General features: G+C 68.5%; 19 protein-coding genes. 5 read left to right on the top strand and 14 right to left on the bottom strand.

The features are described 5' to 3' along the window. Position 1: 1 nt before the first annotated feature. From QM693_RS30235 to mftA, 5 genes are read right to left on the bottom strand one after another with little or no spacing between them, the layout of a single operon-like run. Positions 2–1,966: a mycofactocin system FadH/OYE family oxidoreductase 1 gene (locus tag QM693_RS30235; RefSeq protein ID WP_283354179.1), complete on the bottom strand. Its 1,965-nt coding sequence runs from the start codon at positions 1,964–1,966 to the stop codon at positions 2–4. A 16-nt stretch (positions 1,967–1,982) separates the two neighbouring features. Further along, positions 1,983–3,164 (bottom strand): pre-mycofactocin synthase MftD, encoded by a 1,182-nt coding sequence (mftD, locus tag QM693_RS30230; RefSeq protein ID WP_280783586.1) that lies wholly within the window; start codon positions 3,162–3,164, stop codon positions 1,983–1,985. Between the two features lie 29 nt (positions 3,165–3,193). Beyond that, positions 3,194–4,411, bottom strand: a complete 1,218-nt coding sequence (gene mftC, locus QM693_RS30225; protein ID WP_283332944.1) for a mycofactocin radical SAM maturase — start codon at positions 4,409–4,411, stop codon at positions 3,194–3,196. Between the two features lie 35 nt (positions 4,412–4,446). Continuing rightward, positions 4,447–4,749: a mycofactocin biosynthesis chaperone MftB gene (gene mftB, locus QM693_RS30220; RefSeq protein ID WP_080578158.1), complete on the bottom strand. Its 303-nt coding sequence runs from the start codon at positions 4,747–4,749 to the stop codon at positions 4,447–4,449. Between the two features lie 2 nt (positions 4,750–4,751). After that, a complete protein-coding gene (gene mftA / locus QM693_RS30215; protein ID WP_005573048.1) occupies positions 4,752–4,847 on the bottom strand; it encodes a mycofactocin precursor MftA in 96 nt (31 codons plus the stop codon). A 133-nt stretch (positions 4,848–4,980) separates the two neighbouring features. Here mftA and mftR point away from each other — a divergent pair, with 133 nt between their 5' ends. Together mftR and mftM are read left to right on the top strand one after the other, a co-directional pair. After that, positions 4,981–5,604: a mycofactocin system transcriptional regulator MftR gene (gene mftR / locus QM693_RS30210; RefSeq protein ID WP_005239471.1), complete on the top strand. Its 624-nt coding sequence runs from the start codon at positions 4,981–4,983 to the stop codon at positions 5,602–5,604. Between the two features lie 38 nt (positions 5,605–5,642). Beyond that, positions 5,643–6,467 (top strand): mycofactocin oligosaccharide methyltransferase MftM, encoded by an 825-nt coding sequence (gene mftM / locus QM693_RS30205; RefSeq protein WP_283354178.1) that lies wholly within the window; start codon positions 5,643–5,645, stop codon positions 6,465–6,467. A gap of 5 nt (positions 6,468–6,472) precedes the next feature. On the opposite strand, the gene QM693_RS30200 is transcribed toward mftM, so the two are convergent. Beyond that, positions 6,473–7,762 (bottom strand): HNH endonuclease, encoded by a 1,290-nt coding sequence (locus tag QM693_RS30200; RefSeq protein WP_283354177.1) that lies wholly within the window; start codon positions 7,760–7,762, stop codon positions 6,473–6,475. Between the two features lie 169 nt (positions 7,763–7,931). Next, the gene (locus QM693_RS37945) at positions 7,932–8,036 is read right to left on the bottom strand and encodes a DUF6226 family protein (protein WP_477954066.1); all 105 of its coding nucleotides are present in this window, start codon (positions 8,034–8,036) and stop codon (positions 7,932–7,934) included. A 142-nt stretch (positions 8,037–8,178) separates the two neighbouring features. Between QM693_RS37945 and QM693_RS30195 the strand changes: the two genes are divergently transcribed. Beyond that, entirely contained in the window at positions 8,179–8,634 is a 456-nt protein-coding gene (locus QM693_RS30195; RefSeq protein ID WP_283332941.1) for a hypothetical protein, read from the top strand. A 20-nt stretch (positions 8,635–8,654) separates the two neighbouring features. Here the strand turns inward: QM693_RS30195 and QM693_RS30190 are convergent, their stop codons facing one another. Beyond that, a complete protein-coding gene (locus QM693_RS30190; RefSeq protein WP_283354176.1) occupies positions 8,655–8,804 on the bottom strand; it encodes a mycothiol transferase in 150 nt (49 codons plus the stop codon). 16 nt (positions 8,805–8,820) lie between these two features. After that, positions 8,821–8,976 carry a DinB family protein gene (locus tag QM693_RS30185; RefSeq protein ID WP_283332939.1) on the bottom strand — a complete coding sequence of 52 codons (156 nt, stop codon included), beginning with the start codon at positions 8,974–8,976 and terminating at the stop codon, positions 8,821–8,823. Between the two features lie 189 nt (positions 8,977–9,165). Between QM693_RS30185 and QM693_RS30180 the strand changes: the two genes are divergently transcribed. Beyond that, the gene (locus QM693_RS30180; protein WP_283354175.1) at positions 9,166–9,468 is read left to right on the top strand and encodes a putative quinol monooxygenase; all 303 of its coding nucleotides are present in this window, start codon (positions 9,166–9,168) and stop codon (positions 9,466–9,468) included. 47 nt (positions 9,469–9,515) lie between these two features. Continuing rightward, positions 9,516–10,088 (top strand): putative immunity protein, encoded by a 573-nt coding sequence (locus QM693_RS30175; RefSeq protein WP_283354174.1) that lies wholly within the window; start codon positions 9,516–9,518, stop codon positions 10,086–10,088. Here the strand turns inward: QM693_RS30175 and QM693_RS30170 are convergent. The 5 genes from QM693_RS30170 to QM693_RS30150 all read right to left on the bottom strand — a co-directional run bounded on the left by QM693_RS30170 (position 10,075) and on the right by QM693_RS30150 (position 15,957). After that, positions 10,075–11,739: an ABC transporter permease gene (locus tag QM693_RS30170; RefSeq protein WP_283354173.1), complete on the bottom strand. Its 1,665-nt coding sequence runs from the start codon at positions 11,737–11,739 to the stop codon at positions 10,075–10,077. The two genes, QM693_RS30175 and QM693_RS30170, sit on opposite strands and share 14 nt — an antisense overlap. Beyond that, the gene (locus tag QM693_RS30165) at positions 11,736–12,671 is read right to left on the bottom strand and encodes an ABC transporter ATP-binding protein (RefSeq protein ID WP_280783576.1); all 936 of its coding nucleotides are present in this window, start codon (positions 12,669–12,671) and stop codon (positions 11,736–11,738) included. The genes QM693_RS30170 and QM693_RS30165 overlap by 4 nt, the downstream gene beginning before the upstream one ends. A gap of 70 nt (positions 12,672–12,741) precedes the next feature. Then, positions 12,742–13,428: a MadR family response regulator transcription factor gene (locus tag QM693_RS30160; RefSeq protein ID WP_105412707.1), complete on the bottom strand. Its 687-nt coding sequence runs from the start codon at positions 13,426–13,428 to the stop codon at positions 12,742–12,744. Then, complete coding sequence (locus QM693_RS30155; RefSeq protein ID WP_280783575.1) at positions 13,425–14,765, bottom strand: MadS family sensor histidine kinase; 1,341 nt, start codon at positions 14,763–14,765, stop codon at positions 13,425–13,427. The genes QM693_RS30160 and QM693_RS30155 overlap by 4 nt, the downstream gene beginning before the upstream one ends. Positions 14,766–14,769: 4 nt before the next feature. Further along, a complete protein-coding gene (locus QM693_RS30150) occupies positions 14,770–15,957 on the bottom strand; it encodes an iron-containing alcohol dehydrogenase (protein ID WP_317569181.1) in 1,188 nt (395 codons plus the stop codon). Positions 15,958–15,966: the final 9 nt, after the last annotated feature.

Genomic DNA, 15,966 nt, shown 5'->3' with positions numbered 1-15,966 from the left:
CCTATCTCTCGTTGACGAGGGTGAACGGATGGTGGTCGAACTCGTTCTGCCTGTGTGCGGACACGGTCAGCGCCGCGGTGCGACCCTCACGGAACGCCTCGAGCAGTGTCCGGGGAGCCACGCAGTCGCCGACCCGCACCGCATCCGGACGCGACGAGCCGAGGGTGTCCTCGGGGAGGCGATGCGAGCAGTCGATCAGCACGGTGCACGGCACCACCGGCTCTTCGGCGGTGTACCGGTTGCGGATCCGCATGCCGTCGTCGCCGATCGACACGATGCGACTGTCGAGGTGGCGCGTCACCCCGGCTCGTTGCAACCGGGAGTTGGCATCGGCGAGATCCCCGGTCATGCCCAGTCGCGAACCGGCCACGGAATCCTGGGTCACCATGCTCACGTCGCGTCCCTGCGCCGCGAGCCATTCGGCGACCGCCACGCCGACCGGTCCGCCGACCGGGTCGAAGACGACGTGGGGCCCTTCCGCCGGCGCGCCGCCGTCGAGCAGATCCGCGGCGCCGACGCACCGGACGCTCCCCTCGACGGGGAACGGCAGCGGGCGGGGCCTGCTGCCGGTTGCGAGGACCACCGTCGCGCCCTCCCGTTCCGCGGCGTCGATGTCGGCGTCCGAGACAGTGGCGCCGAGACGGAATTCGACCCCGAGGCTGCGGCATTCGTTCTCGAGCCAGTCGGTGAGCGCTCTGAGGTGCGGCGCACCTACGGCTGCCCGCACCATCCCGCCGACCCGGGCCGACGCGTCCGCCACGGTGACGCGGTGACCGCGCAGGGCCAGCACTCGCGCCGCCTCGAGACCGGCCGGGCCGCCCCCGACCACCAGCACCGCGCCGGTGGCCACCTCGGCGATGCCCTCGACGGGATCGACGGTCTCGTGTCCCGCCGTCGGATTACCGACGCAGGTCACGACCGGATTACGGGGGTCGAGCACCTGGCACGTCTGATTGCACAGGACGCAGGGCCGCGGCGCCGCACGGCGCCGGATCTTGACGACGAGGTCGGGGTCGGCGATCTGGGCGCGCGTCATCTCGATGACGTCGGCGACACCCTCGTCGAGCGCCCGCCGGGCATCGGCCGGATCGACGACGCTGCCCTGGAGAACGACCGGGACCATGCCTGCGACGGCCGAGCGGATGTTCCGGCAGAGTTCGGTGTTGAACGCGGGTAACTGGTGGAAGTCGGGGCGGTACGCGTTCGGTGTCATCGGCCCGCCCCGGACCACCACGAGCAGGTCGAGTGCCTCGGCAAGTTCCCGTGCGTGTCCGGCGGCGATCGACGGCGTGATCCCCGCCCAGGACGTCGCCTCGTCGCAGCTCAGGCGCAGGGACAGGACCCGGTCGGGGCCCAGCTCGTCGCGGACGGCGGCGAGGACCTCCCGGGTGAGGCGCAGCGGGTCGGCGCCGTACTCGTCTGCGCGAACATTGGTGAGGTTCGAATGGAACTGCCGCAGTAGCCCTCTCGGTCCGGCGTCGAGCTCGACACCGTCCACGTCCGCGGACACGGCCGCGGCGGCCGCGGCACGGAAACCCTCGACGAGGCCGTCGATCTCCGCCTGCTCCATCTGCATCGGCATCTCACGGGAGATCACGTCGGCAATGCCCGACGGTCCCCACAGCACCGCCTGCGAGTACGCACTCGACCCCTGCAGTCCGGTGTGCCCCAGCCCGGCCAGCACCAGCGTGCCGTGCGGACGGCACGCCGCGACGACGTCCCGCCAGCCGCCGACGCAGTCGGACGCCAGCGGAGCCCGCTCGTACGGCCAGTCGGAGGCATGAACCGACGCAACCTCGGTGACGACGATCCCGGCGCCACCACGCGCCCGACGTTCGTAGTACGCGACGTGCCGCGGGGAAAGCGTTCTTCCCGCACCGAGATTGGTGGGGTGCGGACCCAGAAGCACCCTGGCCGGGGCGTGGCGTCCGGCCAGGGTGATCGGGTCCGTCAGTTGCGCAGACATCTACGCCGTTCGTCGGTCAGGATTCGGCGCCGAGCACACGGGCGAATCCGGGCGGGATCACGACGTCGGACGGCGTCAGGTCGTGGATGGACGAATGACCCAGCCCGAGCAACGCCGAGTCGATACCTCCGCGGAGGACGTCGAGAACGTTCTCGACGCCGGCCTGACCGTTCGCCGAGAGGCCCCACAGGTACGCGCGGCCGATCATGACCGCCCTCGCACCGAGCGCGACGGCCTTCACGACGTCGCTACCGCGGCGGATACCACCGTCGAGAAGCACCTCGACCTGGTCGCCGACGGCCTCCGCGATGGCGGGCAGCGCGCGGATCGGCGCCGGGGTGCCGTCGAGGTTGTTGCCGCCGTGATTCGACACGGAGATCGCGGTGACGCCGGCGTCGACGGCGCGCTTCGCGTCGTCGACCCGCATGACGCCCTTGAGCATGAACGGCCCGCCCCACTGCTCGCGCAGCCACGCGATGTCGTCCCACGTCGGCAACGGCGTCTGCATCCACTCGCCGTAGGCGCCGAAGAACGTGGGCGGTTCCTGACCGGGCTGCGCCAGGTTCGGGGTGGTCAGATCCGGGATCTTGCGAGTCTTCGCGAACTCGTACAACCACTTCGGACGAGTAATGCCCTCGGGGGCGAACTGGAGCATCGCCTTGAGGTCCATCTTCTCGGGGATGGCCGGGCTACCCCAGTCGCGTCCGTACGAGAACGACCAGTCGGTGGTGATGATCAGGCCGGTCGCCCCCGCGGCGCGGGCGCGTTCCATCCGCTGGATCAACACGTCCCGGGTGCCGACCCAGTACATCTGGAAGAACGTCTGAGGATTGGCCGCCGTGACCTCCTCGATCGACTTGCTCGCGAACGAACTCAGACCGATCGCCGTTCCCCGTGCCGCCGCCGCACGCGCGACCGCGACCTCGCCGTCGGGGTGCACCGCCTGCACACCGGTCGGGGAGATCACGACGGGCAGCGAAATCGGCTGACCCATCACGGTCGTCGACAGCTCACGCTTGTCGGACAAACCGACGACGTGGGGGGCGAACCCCAACTCGGCGAAGGCCGCGATGTTGTCGTCGACCGTCACGCCCCGCTCGGAACCGGCGATCAACGCTGCATACACCGACTTCGGCAGGCGCTTCTTCGCGCGACGCTGAGCCTCGGCCACCGTCTCGAAGAACGGATTCTTACCCATGGCAATACCTCTCGTACCTGGCAGACGACTTACGTCTGGTCCATGCCCGCAAGCGGGTTCTCGTCACAAATCTTGGCCGGCGGACGCACCATCAGCGTCAACGGAACCGGCGCCCGCGGAGTCCGGCGCTGGCCGGTGCGGGAATGGTCGACACTGGATTTCGGGATCTCCCCCGCGGCAGCCAACGCCAATTCGCCGTTGCCGATCACACATTCGGGGTCCGGGCCGTCCATCGGCAGCCCGGTGAAGAACTTCGCGGCCATGCATCCGCCGCGGCAGGAGTCGTAGTGGTTGCACTTGCTGCACGCGCCGCCGGTCTGCGGGGACCGCAGCTCCTTAAACAGCTCCGACGTCTGCCACACCTGCTGGAAACCGCCGTCCGCCACGATGTTTCCCGCGAGGAACTGCTCGTGGATCGCGAACGGGCAGGCGTAGACGTCGCCGATCGGGTCGATCAGGCACACCACCCGTCCGGCGCCGCACAGGTTCAGACCGGGCAACGCATCGCCGTACGCGGACAGGTGGAAGAAGGAGTCGCCGGTGAGCACGCCCTCACCGTTGGCGACCAGCCAGTTGTACAGCTCGCGCTGCTGCGCCTGCGTGGGATGCAGTTCGTCCCACACGTCCGCGCCGCGCCCCGACGGTCGCAGCCGGGTGATGCGCAGGGTGGCGCCGTACTTGTCGGCGAGGGCCTTGAAGTCGTCGAGCTGGGACACGTTGTGCCGGGTGACCACCACGGAGATCTTGGCGTCCGTGAAACCCGCCTCGGACAGATTCTCGAGTGCCCGCACCGCCATCGCGAACGAACCCGGACCACGAACGGCGTCGTTGACCTCGGCCGTCGCACCGTCGAGGGAGATCTGCACGTCGACGTAGTCGCTGGCCGCGAGCCGGGCGGCGACCTTCTTGTCGATCTTCACCCCGTTCGTGGAGAACTTCACCCCCACCTGGTGAGCCGTCGCATAGTCGACCAGCTCCCAGAAGTCCGAGCGAACCGTCGGCTCACCGCCGCCGATGTTCACGTAGAAGACCTGCATACGCTGCAGTTCGTCGATGATCGACTTGCACTGCTCGGTGCTCAACTCCCGCGGGTCACGTCGGCCGGAGGAGGACAGACAGTGCACACACGACAGGTTGCACGCGTAGGTCAACTCCCAGGTGAGGCAGATCGGGGCGTCGAGACCGAGTTCGAACTGGTCGACGAGGCGGCCGACCGGAGCGGAAGGCCTTTCGAGCATGGAGGTCATGGGCTGTGTCCTCTGGTACGGGTGGAGAGAGCTGGTCAGGCGGGGACGATCATGTGCGACTCGGCCAACGTGCCGAGCGCTCGCGCATACTGCGCGGCAGTGTCGTCCCCGATACCCTGCGCCCGCAGTGCGGACCGGGCGTCGGCGTGTGAGGGAAGGGCTTCGACCACCGCGACGATCGTGCGGTTCTTCAGGAACGACAGCTTGCGCGTCCCGAAGTGGTAGAGCAGCGCCCCGAAAGGTTCGGGACGCAGCGCCACCTGCGGATGAAGCTTCCAGCCCACATCGAGATCGATACCGGCGTTGCCGGCCACTGAAGCAGAAGCTGGAGCGGACATGATCAGTACACGCCGCACATGCCGTCGATCGAGACCTCTTCCACCAGGGATTCCTCGACCAAGTCGTTTTCCAGCACGTTGTTGTCGCGATCCGACACGATTTCCTCCTACTGTTCGGTGATACGGCGCGAGCCGGAGGGATGTTCCCCGTCATAGGAGACCGTCCCTGTGACTCGCCTCACCACTGTAATGGCATCGAGTGCAGAATGACAGATCGGGAGGGGACGAAAATTGAGAAGTCGTCGAAAACCATCCAGTCGGATAGGACGACGCCCGTCCACAACGCAGGATCGGATCAGCACCGTCGGGATCGAACTGTTCACGGAACAGGGGTTCGACGCCACCAGCGTCGACGAAGTCGCCGAAGCATCCGGAATCGCCCGGCGCACCCTCTTCCGCTACTTCCCGTCCAAGAACGCGATCCCGTGGGGAGACTTCGACGCACACCTCGCCGAAATGCGCGCCCAACTCGCAGCGCAACCCGACGACATCCCGATCGTCGACGGGCTCACCGCAGCACTCCTGCAATTCAACGCGTTTCCCGCGAGCGAGGAAATCAACCACCGCAAACGCATGGGGCTGATCCTGCGAGTCCCCGCCCTGCAGGCGTACTCGGTGGTGATGTACGAAGGGTGGCGCAACGTCATAGCCGAGTACGTCGCGAGCCGGCTCGGAACCTCACCGACCGACCACGTACCCCGGACCGTCGGCTATCTCCTACTCGGCGTTGCGATGTCGGCGTACGAGCAGTGGCTCGACGACGATTCGCTCGAACTGAACGAACTACTCGCCAGCGGAATGCAATCGCTCTACGATGGGCTGAGTTCCCTCGGTGAGCCCGACACCCGAACCTGACTCACTCCCGCCATCACCTCTCGGCAAGGTTGCCTCGAATGACTTCCACTCTCGACACGCCCCCTTTCGACTCCCTCGCACCGTGCGAATCCGGGCTGTGGTCACATGGTCACGTCACGGTCGAGCGGGTCGCGGCCGGGCCGCTCACACTTACCCGTGACGGCGACCAGCTGCGGGTGACGCACGCCCTGACACCCGAAGATCTGAGCGAACGACTCGTCGCCTCGGTCACCGCGTCCATCGAGGACGCCGACTTCGGTCAGGACGAATTCGAATCGACCATGGTCGGACTGGTCCGCTCCACCGTCGACGGTGCGCTCGAAGCGTGGACCGTCTACTACCGCAACTCCCTGAACGAATTGCTGGACGGCACCGCCGACTTCGCACCGATCCACGAGAAGGCGGAACAACTGGTCCGCGGTTCGGTTCTCGACCTCGGGTCGTGCTTCGGATTCCTTCCGCTCCGACTCGCCCGCGCCGGTCGGTCCGTCACGGCAACCGACATCCTGCCCGGCACCATGACCCTCCTCGACGCCGTGGCACCGGAACTCGGACTCGATCTGCGCACCCTCGTGTGCGACGCCGCGCACGTACCGGTTCCCGACAACAGCGCCGACACCGTCACCGCCATCCACCTCCTCGAACACGTGGACGAAAACATCGGGGCTGCAGTGATATCCGAGGCCCTCCGCGTTGCCCGCGACAGGGTTGTCGTCGCCGTCCCCTACGAGGACGAGGCAACGGCCTGCCATGGACACATCCGCACCTTCGACACCCCGTCGCTCACGAAGCTCGGTGAATCGACGGGACGCCCCTTCGTGGTGTTCGAACACCACGGCGGATGGCTCGTCATCGACTGCTGACCACCTCATGACGCCCACAGATGCGCCGGGGTCGGGAGCGGCGGCGCGGTTGATCTGTAGTGGTGCCCGGTCGGAGTGCCCAGGTCGATGAGGTGGGTGCCGCCGGGGTTGTGTACGGGGCGGGCGGACCATCCGTCGCCTTCCTTCGCATAATTGCACGCCTCGCAAAGCCCGGACCCGTTGTCCGCCGTCGTGGCACCGGATTCTCGGCGTGAGCGGATGTGGTCGTGATGCCGGATCGGCGCATCGCACCACGGGGTGCGGCACGTCCCGTCCCGCAGGTCGATCAGCTGTCGCAGGCCCTTCGGGAACGTGCGCGACTGCGACTCCATCGCCGTCAACGCCCCCGACTGCGGGCAGGTGTAAATCCTTCGTAAGGTGGCCTCGATACCCGACCCCACCGCATCTGCCACCAGTTGCCGGGCAATCCCCGCCGGCACCGGCCCGAATCCCTGCAGCTGCGCGGCCTCGTGCCCGCCGGCCAGCAAGGTCTCGTCCGAGAGCACCAGATTCACCGCGACGGGAACACCACTCGCAGCGGTCCGGCCGGTTCCGCGGTCGAACAACAGGTCCACCATCAGCTGATTGCGGGTGCGACCGCCGCTGTTCCCGGTCGCGATCAGACTGTCCGCATCCCGACCCAACGTGGCCTGCAAACACACCGCCTGCTCGACCGGCATCAACACACTCAGATACGCCATCGAATCCGGCGCCGGCCGTGTCGTGACCCGACGCTCGGACACCGCCGTGCGATGCCGGGCCACCACCGCCGCGGCATCGAGTTCCACCGCCAACGCCTTCGCCCGCGCGATCAGACCCCGGTCGCCGACCCCGTCGAGAGTGGCCGGGTCCGAGCACAACCGGCGGTCCACGATCGCCCGATCCGTGGCTGACAGGCACGCTGTTTCCCGCACCAACAACGTGGCGCGCCATTCGTTCAACCGGCCCGACCGCAACATCGCCAGGGTGTGCGGCATCTCGTGCACCAGAGCCCGCGCGAACCCCAGATGCCGACCGCCACGGTTCGGGGATTCCCTGCGGGCCAACGCAATCTGCGATGCGATGCCGCGGTCCCACTCCACCCGCGGCAACCCCCGAGCCCTGCGGTCCGCGCGGATAGACGTGACGACGTCGTCGGTGATCACCGCCTGCACCGCACATCCGACCGACTTCAACGTCTCGATCGCATCGAGCCACTCGATCCCCAACCCCGCACCCCTACCCACCTCGACACACCGCAGCCGCGCCGTGAACGCACGCAACTCATCCAGATCCGCTGCAATCGGAGCCCCCACAACCAACCTCCCCCAAGGTCGTTCGAAACTTTGTTCGATTCTATCAACCGAACGCGACCACAGCAATAGAAGGTTTCCGACAGGGCCGTCGAACAAATGGGCGTTCGACCACCTCCCGGTACCGCAACCGCGCGCGGGTCACGCGGCAGCGCCGGGCCCGGGAAGGACGTCAACAACGACATCGAACGATCAGGGCCTCGGCGGCCGGGATCAGCGAGGCGAACCGCTCCGGATTCGTCACCCGCCCATACGCGTCCTCCGGTGGGTCCTCCAAAACCTCGGTCCCTCTCGCCTCGGTCCGGCGCTCACGGTCGGCGCCACGACGGTTCAGCTAACGAAATCCGATGACGCAGCGACAGAAGCACCATGCGGACCCGATCGTCAGGAGCGGGCCGCCGGACCCGAAGGAGTATCCGATGACCCACAGGATCCGCAGGTTCCTTGCCGGAGCGGCCGCGTCGTCCGCCCTTGCCGCCGCGGTGGTCGCGGTTGCCGCCGCTCCCGCGCAGGCCGAACCTTCGGCCGACTGTCACACCGGCACCACGCCTACATCGGGCACCTCGCACTGCACGGCGCAGGGCGTGCCCGATGGTATGACTGCGGTCCACATCGGGACCGTCGAGTGCTTCGGCCTGACGCCGCGAGCGATTCCGGGACCCGGGGGTGTCTCGCACATTCCGTGGATTCAGGGCTATCGCCGCGATGGCCTGTGGGTGCCGACGGGGACACCGTCGACCGGATCGTGCGTCGGCGGAATCGGCGCCCCGTGGTGGGAGGTCGGCGTCTCGACGGGCGCCTTCACTACGTGCGGCCTGCAGGAGGGGATCGTCACCTACGTCAGCGTCGGCTGCAATCCGATCCGCCCCCAGTAGGGCACACGGACCGCCAGCGATCACGGAATGTGGTCGGCGAGGATCTGCTCGCGCAGTATGTCGGCGTGACCGGCGTGCTGAGCGAGTTCACGCAGTACCTGCAGGTACAGGGCCCATACGGTGCGCTCGCCCCGGCCGTCGACCGTGTCGTCGAGCGCCAGACCGGCCATTGTCCGCCGGGATGCGTCACAGCGTTCGGTCTTTGACCAATCCGAGCAGCGTCGTCTTCGAGCGCACCAGACGCAGGCGCGCCTGCACGTCGTCCAGACTGCCGCGCAGAGCGGCCCGGTACTCGTCGGGTAGTTCGTCCAACCGGCCACGAAGATCGTCAGTCCACCCCATGCCCGGCATGGTAATCGCCCCCACGCGGCCGACATGTCACATCTGCTGTGGTGGGGAGACGACGACCGCGATGAGTTTCGCGCGCGCATGCTGTCTGTACTGGAGGAGAGGTGCTGTGGCGAAGACAGTCCCGGCCCGAAGTACACCCGACCGGCTCGACACGAGGACGTTTGGAAGAGGAGCGAACCCATGGTCATCGTCGCAGGACACATCACCGTCGCACCGCAGCAGCGCGAGTCCTATCTCGCAGGCTGCGTGAGGGTCGTCGAACAGGCACGCGGCGCAGCAGGCTGCCTCGACTTCGCCATCTCCGCCGACCTGGTCGACCCCGGTCGCATCAACGTCTTCGAGCGCTGGGAGTCGCAAGCGGCGGTCGACACTTTCCGCGGCAGCGGCCCGAGCGACGAGCAAGGCGCGGACATGCTGTCGGCGTCGGTAGCCGAGTACGACGTCGCCGGCGTGCGGGCCCTGTTCGGGGAAGGCACAGCGTGAACGCGCGGCACGGCCCCGCCCCGGCCCCGATGGTCGAAAATGTAGCCATGGCGGGGGAAGCGAACGAGATCGTTCTGAGCAAGCAGGAACTTCGTGAGGTCTCCGCGTTTGCTGCGCGGTGTGCGGAGGTGGTCCTCGAGATATTCGAGGACGATCAGCCGCACGACTCGCGGCCCCGAGACGCGATCACAGCTGCGTGGGAATTCGCGCGGGGTGGAGAACGCGGGAAGTCTCTGCGCGACACAGCGTGGGCCGCCCTCGCGGCAGCCAAGGGAACGAACACTGCGGCTGCGCGCGAGGCAGCGTGGGCAGCGATGTCTGCGGCAGGCGCCGCCTATCTGCATCCGTTGGCCAAGGCCACCCAGGTCAAACATATTCTCGGAGCAGGCGCCCACGCGGCCAGAGCCGCCGAACTCGTCGCCGGTGACGATCGGACCGTCGGTGCCGGGCACGTCGAGCGAGCGGTGCTTCGTGCGACACCGGTCGTCGTCGACGTGCTCGAACGCTTTCCACCGGCACCGGGTGGCGGTGGACGGGTCGGTGAGTTGATCCGCATGCTGGACACCGACCTTCGGCGCCGACCGCCGACCCAGCCGCCCTCTGCCGCTACGAATTCGTGAGGTCGCGCCGACGGAATAGCACCACTCCGATGGCACCGACGACGACGGCGATCACCGCGAGCCAGGCCAGCGGAGTGGCCGTCACGTCCACGGCGGGAACAGGCGGGACGTGTGTGAACGGCGACAGATCGCGGACCGCCTGAGGCAGCCCGAGCAGTGATCCGAGGAAACCGAAGATCAGGCAGACCGCGAGCGCACCCCAGGAGAGCCCGGCCGACCAGGCCGGGACGCCGCCGAACGCCAACACCGCCAATGCCGCGACCACCCCGATCGCCGGTACGAAGACGAGGGCGGCCCCCGTGAGGTGCACGACCTTCCCCGGCGCGTCCTCGGTCACCAGACCGTACGCGAGCCCGGTCGCCGCCCCGGTCAGCGTCTGCAGGACCACGATGCCGACGGCGACCAGGCCGACGTGCGCCAGCATCCACCGCGGACGCGAGACCGCTGTCGCGAGAACGGGTTCGAGTCGCCCGGCCGACTCCTCACCGCGCATCCGCAGCAATGCCTGCACGGCGTAGCCTGCGACCGCGATCGCCATCATGCCGAAGATGGCGGCGAAGTAGGCGTCGACCATGTTCGTCGTGCCGCCGCCGAGCTGTTCCATCATGTCGGCCACCTGCTCGCCCTCGCCGAGGAAGTCGTCGATCTGGTCTGCGATCGCGCCGTACACCACGGCGAGGACGGCGATTCCGAATGCCCACCAGAACAGGATCGTCCGTTGTATCCGCCACGCCGATCCGACCGCCGTCGGCAGCGACCGGGAGGCACGGGCGGGGCCCGGTCGGGTCGGCACGAGCCCCGAGCCGATATCGCGGTGCTCGGTGAGGGCGAAGGCGACCGAGCCGACCGCGAGTGCGAACACGGCGGGCAGCGCCAGAACCCACCAGGCGTTGTCGTCGTACGGACGGACCTGCTCGGCCCAGCCGATCGGCGACACCCACGTCGGCCAGCCGCTCACCACCCGCGTGCCGTTGTTCGTCACCGTGCCCGTCATGTCTCCCACCGCACGCAACAGGAATGCCACGCCCAGGGCGGCCCCGGCCAGTCCGTTGGCGGTGCGGGCACTGTCCGTCACCTGCGCCGTCACCGCGGCGATCGCCGCGAACGCGATACCTGCACCGGCGACGGCCGCGCCGAGCGCCACCGACCCGTCCAGTGGCAGACCCGCCGCCACCAGCACGACGACGTTGAGCAGTCCGAGAGCGAGGTTCGCACCGACCGCCACCGCCAGGGCCGCGGTGAGCAGTGCCTTCCGGCCCACCACGGCGGCCTCGACGAGTTCGGCGCGGCCGGTCTCCTCGTTCTGGCGGGTGTGCCGCACGACCAGCAGGGTGGTCATCAGGCCGGCGGCCAGCGACAGAGGCATGACGATCTGACAGGCGAGCACGGCGCCGGCGCTGTACCCCGACACGAGACCGTTGGTGGCCAGCGCGACCGGCGACGCCGCAGTGGCCATCGCGAAACTGCGCAGGTCGGGCTCCGTGGGATACAGGCCGAGCACGCTCGACGCCGAGAACGCCTGCAGCGCTGCGAGAGCGACTAGCCACACCGGCAACTGGATGCGGTCGCGGCGCAGGGCGAGCCGCACGAGCCGGGCGGTTCCTGCAAACTGGCCGCGGCTCGCCGGCGCCGGCGCCGTCACCGTGCTCACGGCGTCCGCGTCCCCGACTCGGCCCGCCGATGGTTCTCGCCCTCTCTGGCCAGTTCGTCCCCGTAGTGCCGGAGGAACAACTCTTCCAGCGTCGGTGGTGTCGACGTCAGCGACGTGATCCCGAACGTCAGCAGGTGGCGCAGCACCCCGTCGATCGCGCTGGTGTCCACCTCGCACCGGGTGTGCAGGCCGTCGACTCGCACGTCGTACACCCCGTCGACGGCCTCGAGCCCGGTCACCGGCCGCTGCGTGTCGGCGGTGATCGACGTGCGCGTGAGGTGACGCAGTTCCGCGAGGGTGCCGGTCTCCACGGTTCGGCCCTCGCGGATGATGCTCACCCGATCGCACAGCGCCTCGACCTCCGCGAGGATGTGACTCGACAGCAGGACCGTCTTCCCCGCGTCGGACATTTCCTCGACGCAGTCCTGGAACACCGACTCCATCAACGGATCCAGCCCCGACGTGGGTTCGTCGAGCACGTACAGTTCGACGTCCGATGCGAACGCGGCCACCAGCGCGACCTTCTGCCGGTTGCCCTTCGAGTACGTGCGCGCCTTCTTCGTCGGATCGAGTTCGAATCGCTCGAGGAGTTCCGCGCGCCGCGGCTCGTCCAGCCCGCCGCGCAACCCCGCGAGGAGGTCGATCGCCTCTCCGCCGGTGAGGTTGGGCCACAGGTTCACGTCACCGGGAACGTAGGCGAGCCGCCGGTGCAACGACACGGAGTCGCGCCACGGGTCGCCGCCCAGGAGAGTGGCATTGCCCGAGTCCGCGCGCAGCAGGCCGAGCAGCACCCGGATGGTTGTCGACTTGCCGGACCCGTTGGGGCCGAGGAATCCGTGCACCTCCCCCGTCCCCACCTCGAGGTCGAGGCCGTCGAGTGCGCGGGTCGGCCCGAACGTCTTGACGAGATTCTCCACCGAGATCGCAGCCATGATGGGGACGCTACGCCGGTTCGCGGGTGGTCACGACGGGTTCCGCTGCCACCGCCGCGACGGGGCCGGATCAGATCAGACCGAGTTTGCCCGCCTCGTACACGGCCTCCGCACGGCGGCCGACGTCGAGTTTGCGCATGATGTTGCTGACGTGAAATTTCACCGTCGTAGCCGAGATGAACAGCCGCTCGCCGATTTTCGCATTCGACAGACCCTTGGCGAGGAGCTGCAGGACCTCGAGTTCACGCTCGGTGAGCCCGTCCCGCGGCGTCGTCTGCCCGTTGAGCGAGCGGATCACCGCCGACGCGCTGCGTGAATCGAATGCGCTCTCGCCGCGGGACACCGCGCGGATGGCGCGTACCAGTTCGGTGGTGTCGACGTCCTTGACCACGTATCCGCGGGCGCCGGCGTGGATGGCGCGGACGACGAGTTGCTCGTCGAGGAACGTCGTGAGCACGAGCAGCCCCATCGTGCCGTCCGCGGCGGACAGCTGGGCGCACAGTGCCAGCCCCTCGTAATCGGAGGCGGCCGACAGCTTCAGGTCCATCAGCACGACGTCCGGCGCGACGTCTCCGACGACGGCCAGCGCCTCCTGCATGGAGGACGCCTCCCCGACGACCTCGAGATCCGGCTCCCGTTCGAGGACCGATCGCAGTCCCTGACGGAGAATCGCGTGGTCGTCGACGAGCACGAGCTTCACCACCGAGGTGGGGCGAGCGGACCCGGTCTGGTCACGCACCGCGGTTCGTATGGTCATCGGTCCACCTCACTGTCGGAATGTAACGGGATCCGGGCAGCAACCCGGACTCCGCCGATCCTGGCCCGCGCCACTTCGAGGGTGCCGCCCAATTCGGCTGCCCGGGCCTGCATGTTCGCCAACCCGCGGTGGTGCCCGTCGAGGTCGTTGTTCGCCGCCATCCGCAGCATCAGTCGCATCCGCTTGGGGTCTCCGTCTCCGTCGTCGGCGACGGAGAGCAGCACCGAATCGGCCGAATACGTGAGTCGGAGGACGGCGCGCGTCGCGTGGGCGTGGACGGCCGCGTTGAACAGCGCCTCGCCGGCGATCCTCAGCAGCGCGTGTTCCCGGTCGCTGGACAGCTCGGCGGGGGTGCCGCCGACGCGTACGGTGACCGCGAGCTCGTCGGGCATGTGCACGACCCCGAGTTGTTCGAGCATCTCGGGCAGGGACGTCCGGTCGGAACCCCCGGAGTGGTTGAGCGCGTAGATGGCCGAGCGCAACTGCTCCACGGCGCGGCGCGTCAACTCCTTGGCAAGGTCGAGCCTCTCGCTGCGCTCGTCATCCGGGACACCGCTCCGGCACACCTCGATCTGCATGCCCGCCGACAGCACCGCCTGCGTGACACTGTCGTGGAGTTCGCGGGCGATCCGGTGCCGTTCCTCGTCGAGCACCTGGTGCCGGTGCGCCGCCCCGAGTTGACGCTGGGTGGATTCGAGTTCGGCGTTGCGCACCGCGAGATCGGAGGCGTTACGACGCGCCTCCGAGTACGCGTGCTCGGCCCGCTCGAGCAGCAGCTGGCCCCGCTGGTAGAGCGCCGAATTCTGCAGGGCCACGGCGGTCTGACTCGCGAGGATGCTGAGGACCGCGCCGTCGGTGGTGTCGAGTGTGCGGTGCTCGGCCGTCCAGGCCGCGAAGGCCCCCACGACGCCACCTTCGAGGACGATCGGCACGAAAGCGTGGTGCGCGTCGATGACGGGGGCGCCCCCGGTGCGCGCGGACCGGATGTCGGCCAGACACGTCACGACCTCGTCCGGCAGCGGCGGGCCCTCGACGTTGTCGACGAGGAACGGCGTCGCGTCCGGCCCCAGGACCAGGCGGCGCGGGCCGGCGTCGGGCAGCATGCCGTCGGCGAGGGCGAACGCGATCCATCGCGCGTCCAGATGCGCCCGGGCCGCCTCGGCGACCGCGCAGATGAGGGTTTCGGGGCCCTCCACGGTGCGGACGAGGGCCCGCGAAATGAGTTCCAACGCGTGGACGACACGTTCGAGACGTTCTGCGGCGCCGCGATATTGGGGGTAGAACGTCGGCTTGCCGGACCGCAGTCCGGTGAGCGTCGACAGGTCCGGGGCGTTCATGCGCTCACAGCGCAGTCCGGAACAGCGCCACCATCTGCTCCTGGGTGGCCGTGCGCGGGTTGGTGGACATGCAGGCGTCGCGGAGCGCGAACTCGGCCAGGCGTGTCAGGTCGGCTTCGCGAACTCCCAGCTGCCCCAGACCTTTCGGCACTCCGACCTCGCGGGCGAGGCGTTCCACCCGGTCCGCGACCGCGAGAGCGGCCTCCTCGGGTGTTCCGCGACGCTCCTCGAGACCGAGCGCCGCGGCGATGGCGACGAACGGGGTGGCGTCGTCGGTGGCGTTGAATCGGATGACGTGCGGGAGAAGGATGCCGTTGATGACACCGTGCGGCAGGTCGAGCAGTCCCCCGACCTGATGGCTCATCGCATGCGCGGCACCGAGGATCGCATTGGTGAACGCGAGGCCGGCTTCGAGACTCGCCTGCGCCATGACGGCGCGCGACTCCATCTCCATCGGCTCCTCGATGGTGCGGACCAGGGTGTCGGTGACCAGCCCGACCGCGCGGAGCGCATGGTGGTCGGTGAGCGGGTTGTGCGCCAGCGACACGAACGCCTCGATGCCGTGAGTGAGGGCGTCCAGGCCGGTCGCGGCATTGAGCCAGTCCGGCATGGTGGTCAGCAGCCGGGGATCGATCACGGTCACGTCCGGCACGAGCGCGCGGCCGATGATGGTGATCTTGGTGCCCCGCCGCGTGTCCGTGACGATGCAGAACTGCGACACGTCGGCGCCCGTCCCCGACGTGGACGGCACCATCACCAGCGGCGGGATCGGACTGGTCGCCTGGTCGACTCCCTCGTAGTCGAGGATGTTGCCCCCGTTCGCGGCGAGCACCGCGATGCCCTTCGTCGCGTCGATGACGGAGCCTCCGCCCAGGGCGACGAGGACATCGCACTCGCCCTCGCGGTACGCGTCGTGCCCGGCCGCGATCTCGTGGTCCTTGGGGTTGGGCGTCAACGCGCTCCACACGACGGGGGTGAGGCCCTGCTCGCGCAGCTGATCCTGAAGTTCGGCCGCCCAGCCGGCGTCGATCAGACCCGGATCGGTGACGAGCATCGGCCTCGATCCGCCGAGGCGGAGTACCGCGTGCGCGGCCTCGACCATGGACCCGATACCGAACACGATCTCGGGTGCATGGAATTTCACCAGCCTGCCCGGGGCGGTGGTGCGGGTGGACGGATAGGACACGGACAAGTCGACACT

Origin of the sequence: Rhodococcus sp. IEGM 1305 (genome assembly GCF_030058635.1) — a bacterium.
GTDB classification, from domain to species: domain Bacteria; phylum Actinomycetota; class Actinomycetes; order Mycobacteriales; family Mycobacteriaceae; genus Rhodococcus_F; species Rhodococcus_F opacus_D.
The sequence above is the reverse complement of the archived record's forward strand: the minus strand, read 5'-3'. Positions and strand labels throughout refer to the sequence as shown.

Bases quoted from the DNA above. Each gene is read 5' to 3' on its own strand.
- QM693_RS30235 (WP_283354179.1), bottom strand. From the start codon at position 1,966: ATGTCTGCGCAACTGACGGACCCGATCACCCTGGCCGGACGCCACGCC.
- mftD (WP_280783586.1), bottom strand. From the start codon at position 3,164: ATGGGTAAGAATCCGTTCTTCGAGACGGTGGCCGAGGCTCAGCGTCGC.
- mftC (WP_283332944.1), bottom strand. From the start codon at position 4,411: ATGACCTCCATGCTCGAAAGGCCTTCCGCTCCGGTCGGCCGCCTCGTC.
- mftB (WP_080578158.1), bottom strand. From the start codon at position 4,749: ATGTCCGCTCCAGCTTCTGCTTCAGTGGCCGGCAACGCCGGTATCGAT.
- mftM (WP_283354178.1), top strand. From the start codon at position 5,643: ATGACTTCCACTCTCGACACGCCCCCTTTCGACTCCCTCGCACCGTGC.
- QM693_RS30195 (WP_283332941.1), top strand. From the start codon at position 8,179: ATGACCCACAGGATCCGCAGGTTCCTTGCCGGAGCGGCCGCGTCGTCC.
- QM693_RS30190 (WP_283354176.1), bottom strand. From the start codon at position 8,804: ATGGCCGGTCTGGCGCTCGACGACACGGTCGACGGCCGGGGCGAGCGC.
- QM693_RS30185 (WP_283332939.1), bottom strand. From the start codon at position 8,976: ATGGGGTGGACTGACGATCTTCGTGGCCGGTTGGACGAACTACCCGAC.
- QM693_RS30180 (WP_283354175.1), top strand. From the start codon at position 9,166: ATGGTCATCGTCGCAGGACACATCACCGTCGCACCGCAGCAGCGCGAG.
- QM693_RS30175 (WP_283354174.1), top strand. From the start codon at position 9,516: ATGGCGGGGGAAGCGAACGAGATCGTTCTGAGCAAGCAGGAACTTCGT.
- QM693_RS30165 (WP_280783576.1), bottom strand. From the start codon at position 12,671: ATGGCTGCGATCTCGGTGGAGAATCTCGTCAAGACGTTCGGGCCGACC.
- QM693_RS30160 (WP_105412707.1), bottom strand. From the start codon at position 13,428: ATGACCATACGAACCGCGGTGCGTGACCAGACCGGGTCCGCTCGCCCC.
- QM693_RS30155 (WP_280783575.1), bottom strand. From the start codon at position 14,765: ATGAACGCCCCGGACCTGTCGACGCTCACCGGACTGCGGTCCGGCAAG.